Origin of the sequence: Pedobacter heparinus (genome assembly GCF_032678725.1) — a bacterium.
GTDB classification, from domain to species: Bacteria; Bacteroidota; Bacteroidia; order Sphingobacteriales; family Sphingobacteriaceae; genus Pedobacter; species Pedobacter heparinus_A.
On record NZ_JAVTSC010000008.1, the window covers coordinates 1 to 16,255 of the forward strand.

Below are 16,255 nucleotides of genomic sequence, written 5' to 3' on the forward strand. Positions count from 1 at the left end.
GACCACACCAAATCATAAAGCTCCCTACGGGAAAAAGTGATTTCTTTCATATCTTACAACATTACTTAGATTTCATATAAATATATAATCATAAATAAAGGCCCCGTTTGTGAGGGCCTTTATCACAATTTAAAATTTGCGTTCAATTCTTTAATTCAGAATGCATGTGATTGATTAGAATGCAGACTTGTTTTAAGATACCTTTCAATCTTTTGAAAAGTAGTTTTCTGAGAATACCCTTTGACTGTCATGAAACGGTTTATAAAATAAACCATTTCATAGGATTCCGATCTATTTAACAAAGTGCTATCCGGTTTTCCGGTAAGTCTGGGATCATCCCCCGGTCTAGCCGTATTCTTATATCCGTTATAAGCTAAATCTGCTTTTGCAAAATTTACCATAATAGTTGTTTTAAATCAATTAATCTTCTTCATTTGAATCAGGTACATCAGCACCCGGAGGAAGGCCAACAATGTTTCTGGTAGGTTGATAACCTTCACCCATATCTCCCCGAATGCTCTTTTCTACATTACCGTATGGACTATTAGGTATTTCCCGTTTATAAATTAATTCTTCAATCTGTTTTCGATCAAGACCCTCAAAGGGATTTTTGTTTTCTTCTGACATAATATTAGTTTTAAGTAAAAAATTCAATGTATTCTATATTTTCATTCAATATGAGTAGACCAGCAGACTGCTCTACTACCCTTTTAAATTTCCGGTCATCTGAAATATCCCTTAGCTCCCATGCGGTTTCAAGGTATAACGCTTCTTTACAAGGGTATCTGGAGGCATAAGAAAGAGTACCGTAATACCCCCCAACTCTATTTCCATCCTTCAAATGAACAATCACATAGGCCGACTGTCTAAGATTGAAATAGTAATCCCAAGCTGATTTTTGATTACTCAATACATATCTCCTAAGGAATTTCCATCTCAACAGCTTATTCAAAAGAATCGGCCACAAAACAGGTGAGATAAAGAATATCCAAAGTATACTCGGATATATCCAAAAGCTTTGTGTAAACACCCAGTCATTAGACAGACCTACTAAAATAAGCCAGGAATTAAGCAGAAAATTTATAATGCTATACCCCACAATTTCCAATAGATTTTTAGAGAAATCGTAATTGTCATTAGCAACCATCGAATGGTATACTTTAACTGATATAAACCCCGGCAGAAACAAGGTGATAAACAAAAATAAATTTTCCGCTTTTAAAAATTCCATAGTTATAATTTATTTATCTTCCATGCTGTAGTCTTCTTTGCCGTAGAAACTTCTCATAATGGGAATTAAGCATCAAATTTAAAAAGTCCGTAAGCCTGGAATTTAGTATTGTAGACTGGATCACCCCAGTTACGTTTGTGTTTGTAATATTTAGCAAACTCGTAATTCTTTACGTAAAATGTAATCTTATCTTCAGATATATCAACGATAACGTATCCAGCTTGATTATTTGTAATCCTTATCGGTTTGTAGCAATTATACGCCAGGTGCCTCGAACTTGCATTGCCAAATAGTGTAACTTTTGGATTTACCGTTTTCAAAAATTCATAGCTACGTCCAGAATCCCTGCCATGATGAGGTGCGAAAAGTACATCGACATTTGCGACTTCGTCTTTAAAGTTTGCCAGAATGTACTCCCAGGTACTGTCCTCACTATCTCCAGCGAATAAAAACTTCCAATTGCCCCCATTTGCCTTCTTTGGTGTGTATAGCAGTACGTAGGATGAGTCATTAAAATTACCTGAATCGTTTGCTTGCTTAATCAGGGCTGTAGTCGGTGCTAAAATCTTAAGATCATCCTGATTGTAATATTCATTTACTTCAGTCGCGTGATAAGTTTTCCTTCCCGTTCCAGTATATTGTCCAGCCCGGAGTTTGCGATAAAATTCCCAGTCTTCTTTATTGTACCCAGCAAAATTCCCATTTGGATCAATATATTTTAAGTTATCCGTATCCCAGGTATTTGTGACGCTAAAATCGGTATATAAATCCCGTATTCCGTCCAAGTGATCCATATCAGGATGGGTTATAATAAACCTAAAAATATTTTTTATGCCATATTTTTTAAGGTATTGAATTGGATTGTCAGGTGTTTTCTTCTGGTGGTAATCTTTCTTATCTGAAGGCACCTGAGTTCTAGAAAGCATGAGCTTTCTCATTTCAGATGCTTTTACGGCTTTTTCTTCGTCAGTATCTACGTCATTGTAGCCATTGCTAACATCGATAACGGTAATCCTGTCACTGTCGTGTTGAATTATATTGCAGTCTCCTTCAAGAACATTTAAAAAGTGAATTACAGACATATAATTGATTTAATTTGGTTCATGTTTATGTTAATGCTTTGATATAAATACACTTACAGCATGTCAGTAACTTCAATTAACCTATGCGCATAAGCAAAAGCCACCATCCTCACCCATTCCTTGGTCACATAGAGTCCAAAATGCCAATGAGCATAATAATATGAGTAAGTTTATAGTAGAAGCTTCAGGGAAAAAGAATAAATCAAAATGCCCCTCGGCGAGTACAAAATGAGAATAATTTAATAGCATAAGAACAATAATCCATGCTATCGCCAGGTTTTTCATCCCCCAAAGATTTCTACGAAAACCATAATTTGTATTTTCTGTAAAAACCAGATTGAACTTGATCTGATCCCTGCTGTTGTTTCTAAGGTAACTGCCCCATAAGGCATAAATTTCATCTGCTTTATCAGGATCGCTTTGCTCTGTGAGAAGATTAGGAACAATCGGAACAGCGCATAACGAATTTAATTTACTAAAATACCTGTCCTTTATAAGTGTAGGAATTTCACCATTACTATACCTCATTACCTGTATTGATGGCGCACCACCCCATGATTCCCATAATTTCGGCTCCTTCTTCTTGCCCTTATCCCTACCAATATGGCTCAGCAGGTAAGTCAGGCTTCCCATAATAATCACAGACGAACAAAACTGCTTGAGATCGGTAAACTGAAAAGCATTCACTATCGCCAGGAGAATGACAGGAAAAAAGAATATAATCATTGGGAACACCCTGGCTTTTAAATTGTAGATATCTATCATATTATTCTTGTACTAATTCATAAAATGGGTGTGGTTCTAATCCACTATATCCCTTTCTAATGGGTGCATTACGACGACGAAGGATATTTTGACCTTCTGTAGAATATGTTTTTGTATTTCTACGATGAAAGGCATTGAGAACCTTTCTTGAGGGATGTTTTTCGGCTTCACTTGAAGCAGAGACATAAGCCACATCGCAACGAATACTATCGAGAATTGATGGAGAAATATTACGCTTACTGCCGTGATGAGGTGCCTGCATAAAACTAATTTTCGAAATATCAATTCCTTCTTGGACTGAATACTCAATTACGTTTTTTAAAGACTGAATTCCCGCATCTCCTGTAAATAAATGCTTGTTTGAATCAATCGTTAAAAGAGACACTGCACTTGAACTATTTTCACTTGAAGTTTCTCCATTCTCGTCTAAACTCTCCAGGCCAATACTTTCTTCAACCCAGTTAATGGCTTTTGTGAAGCTTTTCATTACTGACTCTAAAATCGTATCTTCCTTCTGCTCTGGTGTTTTAGCCGAATTCACTAACAATTCTCTATAGAAATCAACATTAGGACCTAGAATCTGAAATGTAAATTCATCAAACTGTCTACCAGCAAATGGCTCACGTATATCAATTCCTTTTTCTTCTGCTATTTCCACCAATTCATAAGCAAAATTATAGGCATCTTTTAACCTTTCAGCCAAACTATTCGTGGTAATCCTACCATCATGAAATAGATGACAAATTTCTTCTGAATGTTCCCAAGGTTTATGTATCCATAATTCTCCCACTTCAAGTTCCCTTACAACAGTTCTTAAACCTGATACATGATCTTTATCGAGATGAGTACATAAAACAAGATCAACCCTATTCGTCCCATAAACATCCCTAACCAAATTAACTAAGTTTTGCCCCGCTGTTAAAGTGCCCCCATCAATTATGATAATTTTTTGAGTATCTCTGCTGCTAAAATCGCCATATCTTATGGCAATCGCATCTCCACTATGTTGTCCGCTTTCTACAGCCAAAAAATCAATTTCTAAACTTTGCGCCATCCCTATCCTCCCTTCTCCTTCCTAACCCCCTTAAACGGAGTACCATCCTGTTTCACATCCATAAACCGACCCGTGTCAGTATCTCGTTTAACCCATTGATCTGTTTTAGGGTTATGTGTTTGTGAACGGTCTTTTACCGCTCCGTTTCTGTGGCCATCGCCTGTTTTACCATTTCTTGCCATTAGCAAAGTTTTAATTAACGAATATCAACGTAATTATTAGTTACATCGGCTGTGAATTGAACATAATGGATTGAAGAAAGAAACTGACAAAAAGTATAAATAATTTACCAAGTGAAAACTATTTATACCTTTACAACGTTTATAGAAACAAACCCATATGGATGCCATCCGGCGTCCTATGCTGTATAAAGTAGGCCTGCATCAATCCTCGAAAAATTCTTGCAGGCTTTACTAATATTACCATGAACAAGTCCGGTGCCAAACATCTGCACCGCCCAACAATTACCATTATTTTTAGCAATACTAAAAATAATGGAATAATTTTTGAAAGCCTATCAAAAAATCCAGTTTATTCATAAAACATTAATAAATAATTAAAATTTGAGGAATAGAATTCCCAGATAGCCCATCATTAAATTTCCCTACAAGTAAGATTATTTTTATTTTTCAACTGACAGGAGTTTTTCTCAACATATGCTATTATGTCAGTTATGTTACAAAACAAAAAAAACATAACAATCTGTCAGTTAGTGTGATATGTACACTGACTTTCCTTCAATTAACATTAATAGGTTAGTAACGTAGTGCCGATCCATCCTGGAATAGAGAAAACCACTAATTTCAATGATTTGATCAATTACCATCAGCCTATCCAGTAATTTAATTAATGGGCCTACAAAAGCCACTGTTTTATCGTCTGGGCCAAAAATAGAGAAGCCCTCAAATAAAATCTGACCACTTTACTGTTTCATTCTCTTGCGTAGACTTTCAAAATCGTTGTTTAACAGTAGCCCGTAAAAGAATAAAACTTCCTCCCAAGTTTTTAACTGCTTCACAACTGGATTTTCAACATCGCCATTAAATATGGCAACCATTTTCATGTTTTTATCTACTTCCAGTATAGTTTCTTCCTCTTCAACTACGGAAACCCAGAACGCCCCATGTTCATCATCCATTTTCTGCAATTCAGTAATCGCATTTTTTACTTCATCAATACCTATGTTATCGATAGCATCGCCCCAGGCGCATTGTAAGTAATTTTCCATTTTGTTGTTTTGTACCGGTGTTATTCCACTTCAGTTACCCTGAATTTCACAACCTTTGCAATCAGCTTTAAAGGCATCGGCTCGCCAAGAGGAAATTGCACAGAACCCTTCCCGGTTTTATACCTGGAAAAATCTGCTGCAAAAGCTTCATGCCCATCTGGAGTAGCATAAAACCCAATATGATTTTTAAAGGCCGCAAAATGCACCAGGTTCTTCCCTTTAAACTTAAAAGTAGGGATGGCATAACTGATGGTTTCGGTTAGCCCTGGAACGGCCGCATGTACAGTGGCACGTATTTCTGTTAAAATTTGTTGAATCTCTTCGGGAAATCCGGCAATATATTCATCAATAGTATTGGGGTTGGTCATTGTATAGTTCTTTTAATGGGCATGAAAATATGATTTTTATCTGATTCTTTGCTGGTAGTATGGTAATCTTTGGAATACTTCAGTAACTTAACCTAACCATTAGAGGTAAAGAATATGAAATACTTTTTGTTCGTATGCGGTTTGATTTGTTTATCCGGATGTGTTAGTTATCAATCTTTAATTAAAAGCAATATCAAAGCCGTACATATTCTATTTAAAGATGAACGCGGCAATTACAATTACAAATTATATGATGATTCCGTTGTTAAGTGGGATAAGAAAAACAGTGGGATCAAGCGGACCTTGACTAATTACAGGAACAGAATTCCACTGCTAAAAAAAGAAGGACCGGATTATTTGACGCATTTCTTTGTAAATAAAAAGACCCATAAATACATGCCTATAAAAGTTTTGCCACTAAATGAATTTGGCTATATAGAAATGAATTCAAACAAGGTTATTTTTTACGGTATCATGGGCGACGCATTGATTGATCTCACTGATGACAGGGTGTATTACTAATATTTAAAATGGAGAACTATGCAAACCATACAGAAAGAACCGGAATAATTGTGCTAATAATTATAACCATTGCTTTTATTTGCTGCCTGATAGCAACCGCGTTTTAATTCCGCTAAAACAATTATCCTGACAACCACGCGCTACACAACCCACATCCTATGACAACATCTCCGTTAAACAATTAAACCAGGTTTGATTACCGGACGAGAGAAAATTATGGTCAATTACAAGATTGATTTTCTTTTCAACCGAATCAGATCCGCAATAAGTGATCCTGAGCGGCTGCCAGAATGTACCAAAATTTTTGACATACGCGGGTTTATAAATTTCATCAAAACCCATATATAGCTGTGTAATGTCTCTTAAATTGATACTAAGCTCATCTTCTGTATCAGCAATCAGCACTATCCTGTCAGTCGTTAATACAGCATTCCCTTCAAGTTTATGTAACGGTTTAACTCCGGTAAATAAAACACCGATCTTATCAATAAGCGAAAAATCCAGAAAATCAACATCAGATAACCATAAAACACGTCCAGAAAGAATTTCCATAGCCTAAATATAAGCAATCCCCTGGACAACAAGCTAATGCCTAACTTTTTAACTGATTTAAGGCATAAAGAATTAATATTTTATTTTAAACGCCATCAGGTCTCATCTATTCCGGGAGGCAAATGTTTTAAAGCAGTGGCGAAAGAACCGAATACATCGGAACTTCAAACTCTTTTAACCTGAAAATGGACCGCCTGGAACACCCCATCCCCATTTAGGCATAGGTTCATCTTCACTGGCGGTAACATCATCAAGACTAGAATTGATTAGCGCTAGTCTTGTACCCCATTCTACATAAGCCATGAAAGCAGAACGAAACTCAGGATCATCAGGTAACTGAAGTTCATCTGCTGTTTCCACTAAAAGATGTACCCACTTTTTACGATGCGCTTCAGTTAAATGCTTACCGATATGATGTTGGATCATTTTAAAGTGGCTTCCTTCTGAAGTAGAATAAAAAGCAGGACCTCCAAAAACCTCGGCAAAAAAATGAGCAACATGAACCCGGTGGTCCAAAGACATATGCTTAAAAACTGGCTCCAGCAGAGGATCTGACAACACTTTATCATAAAAGCGATCCATCAGGTTTTCAAAAACAGGCATTCCGCCAGCCCATTCATATAACGTTGGTATAGCTTTCATCGAATTAACTTTACCCAATATTAAGTATTATTCCAGTGAAAACGGCTAACCTTAGTTTCCAAAAAATAATCGACAAATAATAAATCCACGACAATAAGATAACAAGCGATTATTTATATACCAGCCCTACAGAATTAATGGCAAAATTTCATCCTGAAAAGCCTACTTCCGAAGCCTCCAATTCCAAACTTAATTTCATAAAACCATAGAACTTTAGTGTTTCGAGCTGATCTTCACCGAAATTAGATTTCATAATAATTACCTGTGTAGCTTTGTCTCAACTAATTTATGATATGGCAGACGAAGTAAGGCACCCTGCGCAAGGCAGCAAGTTTGATAAAGTTTTCAGAGAAAACATGCAAGGTACTTTACCTGGCATTATTGAACATGTGTTGAGCCTCCAGGTAACCACTATAGAAGATTTAACAGACGACCAATATGACTTCATTGTCGTCGGTAGATTATAATTTATTCTTAAAATCCGACAAAGTGGAAGAACAAATGCTGGCCATTTTAGGTAACTTAGCATTACAGCAATCAGAAACTGTTCTGGAACAAATTGTGCATGAAATAGAAACTAAAAGCACTTCCCAACTGGAACAAGGACGTTATTTTAGGCAATTACGCGTATTACTACAATTAAGAGATTTAAACAAAACAGCAATTAAAGATATGGCACTGACAGGTAAAATATTCAAAGAAGAAAAAGACATCTTATACATCAGAGGTGAAATGAAAGGCCAGGAAAAAGGCGAGCATAAAAAAGCCGTAGAAATCGCTAAAAACTTTAAAGAACTTGGTGTGGCAATAGAAGATATTGCTAAGGGCACTGGCTTATCCATCGAAGAAATCGAAGCCCTCTAATCTCTTACCCTTGGTAAAGCCTATAAAAGATCCGGAAAATCCGCTCTATGTCCTGACAGCACCAGCTCAAAGAGCCTTATTGCATTACGGTATTGATACTTTGGAAAAGGTGGGTACCTATACTGAAAAGGAATTTCGACAATTGCTCGGCATAGGGCCGAAAAATATACCCATTTTAAGATCGGTTAGTATTTCAACTCTGATCATAGGGGCGCCTCGAATGCTTATTTCTATTTAGTGTTAACTGCCTTTAGTAACTATAACAAGTCCCGTTGACCAATTTAACTTTGTATAGTTAAGATCCGTTCTGGTTTCAATGTAGCTTATTAATTTATCAACGTTTTCCTGATGACCTTCCGGCCAGTTTGGCTGTGGCAACATATCATCAATGATATAGAGTCCTCCTATTTTTAGTATATTTAATGCTTCGTCTAAAGTTGCATATTTTCCTGGCCAGGCATCAGCAAATATCAGGTCAAATTCTTGTTCTTGGTTATCCTTTAGCCATTCATTTGCATCGGTACAGATGATTTCAACTCGTGGATCAGTTACAAAAAAGCTTTTTGCAATAGAAGTATAGGTTTCAGTATTGTCCAGAGAAATAACAGTTGAGTTTTCATCCATCGCTTCGGTAATCCAGGAAAGTGAAAGACCTGTTCCAGTACCAAGCTCCAAAAATCGCCCATTCGGTTTTGAAGCTATTAGGGTGCGCAACAGACTTCCGGTTTTTAGGTCTGAAGGCATAGAAAAGTTAATCTTATCAGAGGCATCTTGAATGCTTCTATAGTTTTGTGGTAATTTAATAATACTGTCGTCCATTGGAATTGTTTTGGATAAAGATATCATTTGTTTACTTTCATGCAATGACATTGTGTCGATGGAAAGAAGAAGCAAAATAAAACTTATTTAATATCTGCAATACAGTGATAATCAATTTTTTGGCACCTATGGAGAATTATCTGCAAAATTTCATCTCGAAAACAGTATTCCCGAAACCTCTCATTCCAAACTAAATTTTGTAAATCAATAAAACTTTAGTGTTCCAGCTGATCTTCAGCAAAATTTTCACTCCTTTTTCATTTATCAGATTATTGCTAAATTCACCTCATGCAAAATAACCATATCAATTACCTTGAATTCCAGGCCAGCGATCTGGGCACAATAAAGCAATTCTACCAAAATGCATTTGGCTGGAAATTTACCGACTATGGACCAGAATACATTGCCTTTTCAGAAAGCGGACTTGACGGAGGCTTTTTCAAAAGCGATGCAGAAGTTAAAACCGGTGTGCTGGTTATTCTTTACCATGACAACCTTGCTCAAATACAAAAGAAGATTATTGAGGCGGGTGGAAAGATCTCAAAAGACATTTATAGCTTTCCGGGAGGAAGAAGATTTCAATTTCTTGACCCTGCGGGAAACGAATTGGCAGTATGGTCAGATAAATAATCCTGTCCGTAGGTTTAGGCAACCCTATTTTGGCAACCTAATTGTGTATTACTTGCCAAAAGGAAATTCATCAGATCAATGCGGAAATTGTTACAAAAATTATTGTCGCCCTGGGTTATCAAACTGGCAAACCGGTATGGCACCAGGCCTGATAGCGCACGTGTCCATGATTCCCTTACCGCATTGTACGAAAGTATCCGTTTACAACCTGGCAAGCGTGGACAGCTTATTAAGTTGACAGATCAGTATCGCATTGTTGTTTTCTCCGATCAGCACAGAGGAGACGGGACTTTGAAAGATGATTTTGTATTGGCTGAACCAAATTATCTGGCAGCCATGGAATATTATAATGTACATGAATATTTGTACTGCAATTTGGGGGATAGCGAAGAACTTTGGGAAAACCTGGTACTGGAGGTGATCAACCACAACAAAGCTACATTTGAAGCTGAAAAGCTTTTCCTTAAACGTAATGCGTACATCAAGCTTTTTGGTAACCACGATTTGTATTGGGACAACGATCCGCTGGCAGGCTTTATGCTGCAAAGGATTTTCGGGCAAAAGATCAAAGTGTTTGAAGGAATTGTGTTTGAGATTCCTGCATCAGGAAGACAATTGAGTCTGTTTCTGACGCATGGCCATCAGGGGGATTTACAGAGTGATGGTAACTGGTTCAGTAAGTGGTTTGTATCTACGATTTGGGGACCGCTGCAATCTTTTTTAAAAATCAATCCGAATACACCTGCTTATGATAACCAACTGAAGTCTGCACACAACCAGTTTATGTACGAATGGACCGCTAAACAGAGCAATTTAGCCTTGATCACTGGTCATACCCACCAGCCGGTATTTAATTCACTTACACATTTAGAGCGTACTTATATCAGATTGGACAAGGCCAGAAAAGAGAGAGATCAGGAAACTATCCAAAAGCTGGAGGCTGCGCTACTGGCCGGAAACATCAGCGGTGATACTTCCCCAAGACTGAAAGCATCAAAGAACACCTATTTCAATACCGGTTGCTGTTGCTTCAGTGATGGGGATATCACGGGAATAGAACTCGAAAATGGCATCATCAGGCTCATTGAATGGAAAAAAAATAGCACTGGTGTTCCTCAAAGAATTGTACTTGAAGAAGCTGCAATTGAAAGTTTGTTAGACAATTGATTGAAAAAGATGAATAATAACTGTTCAACACTCATGGAACCATTAACCTGCCAATGTGCTTCACCACACCACACCAAAAGAACCGGAATAATTGTCCAATAATCTTACCTTAGTTATGATGATTGAAGTTACGCCGCCTATTCATGAACGCACTACTAAGCAATTGCTGTCAATAGCTGGTGCACCCCATAAATGGCAACCCCGGGTAGTGGAAAATGCACTCGTAGAATTGAGCAAGAGAGGAGTTGATAAAGCTTTGATTCAACGCGCAACTTATCAGGATAAAAGAGCCGATCAATTTGAAGCACTGAAAAAGGCAAAAGAGTCATTTGACTATAGCGATTTCATTTTTCATCCAATTGCTGGCTTGATCGGAATATTATTCAGCACTAATCTTAAAGAGGATGGATATTTGAGGAAAGCCGAGCAACAAAGAAAGTTTAGACAAATAACAGGGGTAATTTTACTGATAATTATAAGCATTGCTTTTATTTGCTACCTGATAGCAACCGTGTTTTAATTCCGCTAAATAATCATCTTGAAAACCATGCGTTACATCACCTGCACCCTATAACAACACCACAGCAATAAAATAACCGGCAGTTTATATGCCAGCTATACAGAATTAGTAACAGAATTTCATCTTGAAAAGGACATTCCGGAAACCTCCAATTCCAAACTAAATTTCGTAAATCCATAAAACTTTAGTGTTTCGAGCTGATCTTCAAGGAAATTAGATTTCATAATAATAGGCACTGTAGCTTTGCTGGCAACTAACCAATAAAAATGCCAGAACAAACCAGCACTGCAGTACATGCATATATCGGAGCATAACGGGCCACCTGTATCGGTGATACTGGGCCAGTCCTATCGGTGATTCCGGGCCAATTTAAACAAAGTAGTATTTTACAGATGCAACAAAACTCTGTAAAATATGGCCGGCCACCGAAAAGACATGTTAGACATTCAACGTATTATTCAACTAAAAGCCCGCGGTGAAAGTAACCGTTCCATTGCCAGGTTACTGGGCATTAACCGCAAGACCGTTAATGAATATATTCTTAACCTCAAGAATGCAGGAAAGGACTTTTCTGAATTAAGCCGCCTGGATGAGGAATCGCTAGTTTCTATATTACCTGAGGCCAAAGTATTTAATAAGCCCATGGCATATATGGAACTTGAGAGTATGCTTCCTGAGTTTCGTAAAGCCTAAAAAACCCTGGGTTTACGTATCTGAACATTTGGGACCAGTACCGTAGTAAGCATCCTGAAGGATATGGATATACCCAATTCAAGGAGCACATACAAAAAGCATTTGCCGTACAGCATGCCTCATTTCATATGGAACAGGTTATGGGTGAAAAGCTATTGATTGATTATGCGGGGGACCGGCTGTTATTGACTGACAGAGAAACAGGCGAGATACGCCCTGTCGAGCTGTTTATAGCAGTATTAGCAGGCAGCGGATATACTTACGTGGAGGCAAGTGAAAGTCAGCAGAAGGCTTCCTTTTTAAACAGTATCAGACGAAGCCTGGAGTTTATCGGTGGTGTACCAAAGTTGATTGTGACAGATAATCTTAAGTCGGCAGTAACCCAGGCACATCGCTACGAACCAGACTTAAACAAAGACTTCAAAGCATTTGCTTTTCATTATGGCACTGCGGTAATGGCCACCCGTGCACGTAAGCCAAAAGATAAGGCATTGGTTGAAAATGCCGTAAGACTGGTATATCAAAGGATCTGCTTTGCACTAAAAGATCAGGTGTTCTTTGATCTGTTTTCACTCAACAAAGCGATTAAGCCCTTACTAGAGCTGTACAATAAAAAGATGTATCAGCAGAGGCAGACCAGCAGGGAGCAATTGTTTCTGGAACAGGAAAAGCCTTTATTGGCTGCATTGCCAGCACATCCCTTCACACTGCTAACCTATAAGCAAGCAACTGTACAAAAGAACTATCATGTGTTCATTGGCGATGATAAGCACTATTATAGCGTACCACACCAGTACATCGGCAAAAGAGTTGAGCTTAGATATAACGAAACCCTACTGGAAATATATGCTTCCAGCATTAGGATCGCGTCACATAGCAGGAGTAAAAAAAGTGCCGGTTATACCACACTAGTTAGCCATATGCCGGAAAACCATCAGTTCATGCAAGGCTGGAACGTAGAGGCGTTTCTTTCCTGGGCACAATCTAAAGACCAGGTGATCCATCAATATGTGGAACAGGTGTTTGCACAACGTCCACATCCCGAACAAGCTTTTCGTTCTTGCTGGGGAATCCAAAGGTTGGGAAAGGTCTATGGCATAGAACGCCTTAAAGGGGCCTGCATCCGTGCAATAGCTTTTGAACAATATGGTTATAAAATACTGGAGTCTATCCTCAAACAAAACCTTGATGACAGGACAGCAGATCAAGAGCAGCTTAACATACCCGCACATGAAAACTTACGTGGTGCCTCATATTATCATTAACCCAATAAAGATGAATATACAACAAACATTAGAAAAAATGAAAAGCCTGCGTTTGCAGGGAATGCTGCTGGCTTACAGCAGTAGTATTGAAAGCCAGGGTCATTTACAGCTTACTGCTGATGAACTGCTGAGCATGTTGATTGACGCGGAATGGCAGGACCGTTCAAACAAAAAAGTAGCCAGGTTAACCCAGACAGCTGCTTTCCGATACTTATCTCATCTTTCTGAGATCAACTATCAGGCAGCAAGAGAACTGGACAAAGAATTACTAGGCAGGCTTTCATCCTGTCAGTTCATTCAACAAAAAGAGAATGTGCTTATTACTGGGCCTACCGGGGTTGGAAAAAGCTATATCGCTTCTGCTCTTGGCCATCAGGCTTGTGCGATGGGATATCGTGTAGCTTATTATAACACAGCCAAACTCTTCACCAGACTACATGGCGCCAAGGCAGATAACTCTCTTTACAGAGAAATTGCACGTATAGAAAAACAGGATCTGTTGATACTGGACGACTTTGGCCTGCAGAATCTGGATAAACCACAAAGAGATCTGCTGATGGAAATCATTGAAGACAGACATAATAAGAAGTCAACCATTATTGGCTCACAATTGCCCGTTAGTGCCTGGTATGAAGTAATTGGCGAAGGTACAATCGCAGATGCCATCCTGGATAGGTTGGTACATGGTGCTCACCGCCTAAGTTTATCAGGCGAATCGTTAAGAAAAGTAAAAAAATAATCCTATAATTGCTGGCCCGGTATCACCGATACGCGTGGCCCATCTTCAAGCGATATGCTTGGCCCAGAATCACCGATATATACAGTACAGCCAAAACAAAAGAGAAAAGCTAGAAGAAAGACCAAGCCTACAACCTTCATTGATGCTTTTGTAGATTTTTCTTTCAAGAGATTGTTTGCTACAGACGAAAGTAAACCTATTCTGATCGGCCTGTTAAACCACCTGTTTAAAGGCAGAAAATACATAACCGAAATTGAATATGGAAAAAATGAATTCCATGGTGAGATAGCCGAAGAAGGTGGGGCCGTATTTGATGTTTATTGTACCGATGCTGATGGCAGCAAATTCATCATAGAAATACAACGTGGCAACCAGGAGTTCTTTAAAGAGCGGGCATTATTTTATATATCCAGAGCAATAAGTGAACAGGCCCCTAAAGGCAATAGAAAGGAATGGGCTTATAATCTTACTGAAGTTTACCTCGTTGCATTTCTGGAAGACTTCAATCTGCCAGACAGCCCAAAGTCAGAATATGTTCAGGATATCTGTCTCGCCAACAGGCACACAGGCAAAATATTCTACGATAAACTCAGCTTTATGTTCATCGAGATGCTTAACTTTGTTAAAGGGCCAGACGAATTGTATACAGAACTGGATAAGTGGTTATATGCATTAAAGCACCTAACAGAATTTAAACAGCGACCAGATTACCTGTCCGGCCCGGAATTTGATCAATTATTTACCTTGGCTAATTATGCCAATTTAACACAAGAAGAGCGAGCTATGTACAATGCAAGTTTAAAGCGTAAATGGGATAATAAGAACGTATTGGATTACGCTGTTAAAAAAGGCTTAGAACAAGGTTTGGAGCAGGGCATAGAACAAGGCATAGAACAAGGCATAGAACAAGGCGAGCACAAAAAAGCTGTAGAAATGGCATTAGAGATGTTGGCCGATAACCAGCCTATAGAAAAGATCGTCAAATACACCAAACTTTCAATAGAACAAATAGAATCACTCTAAATATCTTTCCTCCATGGTAAAGCCAATAAAAGATCCGGAAGATCCGCACTTTACGCTTACAGCACCAGCTCAAAGAGCCCCATTGAGATGGAGACCGACCTTGACAAATGGCTATACGCTTTAAAGCACCTAACAGAGTTTTAGACAAATTGTTAACTAAAATGATGAAGAATATTTTTCTTGTTGTTCCTGCTCCACTCACTCCAACTACCTACATACAGTTTTGGTATCTCTAAACCTGCATAGTCAATTGCTAAGAGGGTATGACAGGCGGTTACACCGGAACCGCAATGTACAATCACATTTTCAATTTTATAATCTGCCAACACCTTCGAATATTTTTCTTTTAGAATTTCAGGAGCTAAAAAAGCACCAGTGGTATCCAGGTTCTCCGTAAATGGAATATTTATTGCATTAGGTATATGGCCAGCAATTAAATCTATAGGTTCAGTTAAACCTGCGAAACGATTGGCATCACGAACATCAATAACAGCATGATGAGTACTTTTAGAAGCAACTTCCACTTCATCAATTTCTGCCAACGGTAACTGCCATTCCCGAATCCGATAGGGCTCTTCTATTTTTGCCGACGGAACCTCAGCATTTATAGCAAAGCCAGCTTTAATCGCAGCGGTGTAGCCACCATTCAAAACCTGGACTTTTTCATGCCCTATTGACTTTAACATCCACCAGAATCTTGCTGCAGCGTTGGCTCCGTTTTTATCATCATAAACAATTACATGCGTATCTTCTGTAATTCCATGTTTCCCCAAAAGCTGAGCAAAATGTCCTACCGTCGGGAGCGGATGCCTACCACCATTAGCAAAATCTTTAATATCAGCCAGGTCAGTATTTAAATCCAAATAAAATGCGCCGTTTAAGTGTTGCAATAGGCGATAGTTTCATATACTTTTAAAATGGTGAATATATAAAAATCCAGGCAGAAGGTGTATCAAGTTTTGGCATTGGTAACTGTTAAAACATAAATACTAAAGATAAAAATGAGATGGGTATGAAAACACCCGCATATTGTCGTGATTGCACCTCACTTGCGTACCTCGCCTTCTTTAAATTTGGGTGATAATTATACT

The 16,255-nt window shown here is 38.3% G+C and carries 22 protein-coding genes and 1 pseudogene; 11 read left to right on the top strand and 12 right to left on the bottom strand.

Annotated features, from left to right (window positions below; genetic code table 11):
- Positions 1–420 precede the first annotated feature (420 nt).
- The 8 genes from R2Q85_RS13120 to R2Q85_RS13155 form a co-directional block, all read right to left on the bottom strand.
- Complete coding sequence (locus tag R2Q85_RS13120; protein ID WP_316812247.1) at positions 421–627, bottom strand: hypothetical protein; 207 nt, start codon at positions 625–627, stop codon at positions 421–423.
- 10 nt (positions 628–637) lie between these two features.
- Complete coding sequence (locus R2Q85_RS13125; RefSeq protein WP_316812248.1) at positions 638–1,231, bottom strand: DUF6338 family protein; 594 nt, start codon at positions 1,229–1,231, stop codon at positions 638–640.
- 65 nt (positions 1,232–1,296) lie between these two features.
- The gene (locus R2Q85_RS13130; protein WP_316812249.1) at positions 1,297–2,313 is read right to left on the bottom strand and encodes a hypothetical protein; all 1,017 of its coding nucleotides are present in this window, start codon (positions 2,311–2,313) and stop codon (positions 1,297–1,299) included.
- An 81-nt stretch (positions 2,314–2,394) separates the two neighbouring features.
- Positions 2,395–3,078 (bottom strand): hypothetical protein, encoded by a 684-nt coding sequence (locus R2Q85_RS13135; protein ID WP_316812250.1) that lies wholly within the window; start codon positions 3,076–3,078, stop codon positions 2,395–2,397.
- Position 3,079: 1 nt separating this feature from the next.
- Entirely contained in the window at positions 3,080–4,132 is a 1,053-nt protein-coding gene (locus R2Q85_RS13140) for a ComEC/Rec2 family competence protein (RefSeq protein ID WP_316812251.1), read from the bottom strand.
- Between the two features lie 2 nt (positions 4,133–4,134).
- Complete coding sequence (locus R2Q85_RS13145; protein WP_316812252.1) at positions 4,135–4,314, bottom strand: hypothetical protein; 180 nt, start codon at positions 4,312–4,314, stop codon at positions 4,135–4,137.
- Between the two features lie 740 nt (positions 4,315–5,054).
- Positions 5,055–5,360, bottom strand: a complete 306-nt coding sequence (locus R2Q85_RS13150) for a hypothetical protein (protein ID WP_316812253.1) — start codon at positions 5,358–5,360, stop codon at positions 5,055–5,057.
- A 20-nt stretch (positions 5,361–5,380) separates the two neighbouring features.
- Complete coding sequence (locus R2Q85_RS13155; RefSeq protein WP_316812254.1) at positions 5,381–5,728, bottom strand: iron chaperone; 348 nt, start codon at positions 5,726–5,728, stop codon at positions 5,381–5,383.
- Positions 5,729–5,842: 114 nt separating this feature from the next.
- Between R2Q85_RS13155 and R2Q85_RS13160 the strand changes: the two genes are divergently transcribed.
- A complete protein-coding gene (locus R2Q85_RS13160) occupies positions 5,843–6,250 on the top strand; it encodes a hypothetical protein (protein WP_316812255.1) in 408 nt (135 codons plus the stop codon).
- 156 nt (positions 6,251–6,406) lie between these two features.
- Here R2Q85_RS13160 and R2Q85_RS13165 read toward each other — a convergent pair whose 3' ends face one another.
- Both R2Q85_RS13165 and R2Q85_RS13170 read right to left on the bottom strand, forming a co-directional pair.
- Positions 6,407–6,802 (bottom strand): hypothetical protein, encoded by a 396-nt coding sequence (locus R2Q85_RS13165; RefSeq protein ID WP_316812256.1) that lies wholly within the window; start codon positions 6,800–6,802, stop codon positions 6,407–6,409.
- A gap of 174 nt (positions 6,803–6,976) precedes the next feature.
- Positions 6,977–7,444, bottom strand: coding sequence for a group II truncated hemoglobin (locus tag R2Q85_RS13170; protein WP_316812257.1), 468 nt, complete (start codon positions 7,442–7,444; stop codon positions 6,977–6,979).
- A gap of 293 nt (positions 7,445–7,737) precedes the next feature.
- On the opposite strand from R2Q85_RS13170, the gene R2Q85_RS13175 reads away from it, so the two are divergent.
- Both R2Q85_RS13175 and R2Q85_RS13180 read left to right on the top strand, forming a co-directional pair.
- A complete protein-coding gene (locus R2Q85_RS13175; RefSeq protein ID WP_316812258.1) occupies positions 7,738–7,911 on the top strand; it encodes a hypothetical protein in 174 nt (57 codons plus the stop codon).
- 22 nt (positions 7,912–7,933) lie between these two features.
- Positions 7,934–8,308, top strand: a complete 375-nt coding sequence (locus R2Q85_RS13180; RefSeq protein ID WP_316812259.1) for a hypothetical protein — start codon at positions 7,934–7,936, stop codon at positions 8,306–8,308.
- A gap of 240 nt (positions 8,309–8,548) precedes the next feature.
- On the opposite strand, the gene R2Q85_RS13185 is transcribed toward R2Q85_RS13180, so the two are convergent.
- Positions 8,549–9,127, bottom strand: a complete 579-nt coding sequence (locus tag R2Q85_RS13185; RefSeq protein WP_316812260.1) for an O-methyltransferase — start codon at positions 9,125–9,127, stop codon at positions 8,549–8,551.
- A 288-nt stretch (positions 9,128–9,415) separates the two neighbouring features.
- Here R2Q85_RS13185 and R2Q85_RS13190 point away from each other — a divergent pair, with 288 nt between their 5' ends.
- The 8 genes and pseudogenes from R2Q85_RS13190 (at position 9,416) to R2Q85_RS13220 (ending at position 15,164) form a co-directional block, all read left to right on the top strand.
- Entirely contained in the window at positions 9,416–9,757 is a 342-nt protein-coding gene (locus R2Q85_RS13190; protein WP_316812261.1) for a VOC family protein, read from the top strand.
- Positions 9,758–9,835: 78 nt separating this feature from the next.
- Positions 9,836–10,924: a metallophosphoesterase gene (locus tag R2Q85_RS13195; protein ID WP_316812262.1), complete on the top strand. Its 1,089-nt coding sequence runs from the start codon at positions 9,836–9,838 to the stop codon at positions 10,922–10,924.
- A gap of 115 nt (positions 10,925–11,039) precedes the next feature.
- Complete coding sequence (locus tag R2Q85_RS13200; protein ID WP_316812263.1) at positions 11,040–11,444, top strand: hypothetical protein; 405 nt, start codon at positions 11,040–11,042, stop codon at positions 11,442–11,444.
- Positions 11,445–11,858: 414 nt separating this feature from the next.
- Positions 11,859–12,137, top strand: a complete 279-nt coding sequence (locus R2Q85_RS13205; RefSeq protein ID WP_316812264.1) for a helix-turn-helix domain-containing protein — start codon at positions 11,859–11,861, stop codon at positions 12,135–12,137.
- 11 nt (positions 12,138–12,148) lie between these two features.
- Positions 12,149–12,820 (top strand): annotated as a pseudogene (gene istA / locus R2Q85_RS24590) (IS21 family transposase); the annotation flags it as partial.
- A 3-nt stretch (positions 12,821–12,823) separates the two neighbouring features.
- Positions 12,824–13,402, top strand: coding sequence for a Mu transposase domain-containing protein (locus R2Q85_RS24595; protein WP_410478890.1), 579 nt, complete (start codon positions 12,824–12,826; stop codon positions 13,400–13,402).
- A gap of 10 nt (positions 13,403–13,412) precedes the next feature.
- A complete protein-coding gene (gene istB / locus R2Q85_RS13215) occupies positions 13,413–14,141 on the top strand; it encodes an IS21-like element helper ATPase IstB (protein ID WP_316812265.1) in 729 nt (242 codons plus the stop codon).
- Between the two features lie 54 nt (positions 14,142–14,195).
- Positions 14,196–15,164 carry an Rpn family recombination-promoting nuclease/putative transposase gene (locus R2Q85_RS13220; protein ID WP_316812266.1) on the top strand — a complete coding sequence of 323 codons (969 nt, stop codon included), beginning with the start codon at positions 14,196–14,198 and terminating at the stop codon, positions 15,162–15,164.
- Between the two features lie 152 nt (positions 15,165–15,316).
- Here R2Q85_RS13220 and R2Q85_RS13225 read toward each other — a convergent pair whose 3' ends face one another.
- Entirely contained in the window at positions 15,317–16,054 is a 738-nt protein-coding gene (locus R2Q85_RS13225; RefSeq protein WP_316812267.1) for a sulfurtransferase, read from the bottom strand.
- Positions 16,055–16,255 lie beyond the last annotated feature (201 nt).

Excerpts from the sequence above, each read along its gene's own strand:
- R2Q85_RS13120 (WP_316812247.1), bottom strand. The coding sequence starts at position 627 with ATGTCAGAAGAAAACAAAAATCCCTTTGAGGGTCTTGATCGAAAACAG.
- R2Q85_RS13125 (WP_316812248.1), bottom strand. The coding sequence starts at position 1,231 with ATGGAATTTTTAAAAGCGGAAAATTTATTTTTGTTTATCACCTTGTTT.
- R2Q85_RS13130 (WP_316812249.1), bottom strand. The coding sequence starts at position 2,313 with ATGTCTGTAATTCACTTTTTAAATGTTCTTGAAGGAGACTGCAATATA.
- R2Q85_RS13135 (WP_316812250.1), bottom strand. The coding sequence starts at position 3,078 with ATGATAGATATCTACAATTTAAAAGCCAGGGTGTTCCCAATGATTATA.
- R2Q85_RS13140 (WP_316812251.1), bottom strand. The coding sequence starts at position 4,132 with ATGGCGCAAAGTTTAGAAATTGATTTTTTGGCTGTAGAAAGCGGACAA.
- R2Q85_RS13145 (WP_316812252.1), bottom strand. The coding sequence starts at position 4,314 with ATGGCAAGAAATGGTAAAACAGGCGATGGCCACAGAAACGGAGCGGTA.
- R2Q85_RS13150 (WP_316812253.1), bottom strand. The coding sequence starts at position 5,360 with ATGGAAAATTACTTACAATGCGCCTGGGGCGATGCTATCGATAACATA.
- R2Q85_RS13155 (WP_316812254.1), bottom strand. The coding sequence starts at position 5,728 with ATGACCAACCCCAATACTATTGATGAATATATTGCCGGATTTCCCGAA.
- R2Q85_RS13160 (WP_316812255.1), top strand. The coding sequence starts at position 5,843 with ATGAAATACTTTTTGTTCGTATGCGGTTTGATTTGTTTATCCGGATGT.
- R2Q85_RS13165 (WP_316812256.1), bottom strand. The coding sequence starts at position 6,802 with ATGGAAATTCTTTCTGGACGTGTTTTATGGTTATCTGATGTTGATTTT.
- R2Q85_RS13170 (WP_316812257.1), bottom strand. The coding sequence starts at position 7,444 with ATGAAAGCTATACCAACGTTATATGAATGGGCTGGCGGAATGCCTGTT.
- R2Q85_RS13175 (WP_316812258.1), top strand. The coding sequence starts at position 7,738 with ATGGCAGACGAAGTAAGGCACCCTGCGCAAGGCAGCAAGTTTGATAAA.
- R2Q85_RS13185 (WP_316812260.1), bottom strand. The coding sequence starts at position 9,127 with ATGGACGACAGTATTATTAAATTACCACAAAACTATAGAAGCATTCAA.
- R2Q85_RS13190 (WP_316812261.1), top strand. The coding sequence starts at position 9,416 with ATGCAAAATAACCATATCAATTACCTTGAATTCCAGGCCAGCGATCTG.
- R2Q85_RS13195 (WP_316812262.1), top strand. The coding sequence starts at position 9,836 with ATGCGGAAATTGTTACAAAAATTATTGTCGCCCTGGGTTATCAAACTG.
- R2Q85_RS13200 (WP_316812263.1), top strand. The coding sequence starts at position 11,040 with ATGATGATTGAAGTTACGCCGCCTATTCATGAACGCACTACTAAGCAA.
- R2Q85_RS13205 (WP_316812264.1), top strand. The coding sequence starts at position 11,859 with ATGGCCGGCCACCGAAAAGACATGTTAGACATTCAACGTATTATTCAA.
- istB (WP_316812265.1), top strand. The coding sequence starts at position 13,413 with ATGAATATACAACAAACATTAGAAAAAATGAAAAGCCTGCGTTTGCAG.
- R2Q85_RS13220 (WP_316812266.1), top strand. The coding sequence starts at position 14,196 with ATGCTTGGCCCAGAATCACCGATATATACAGTACAGCCAAAACAAAAG.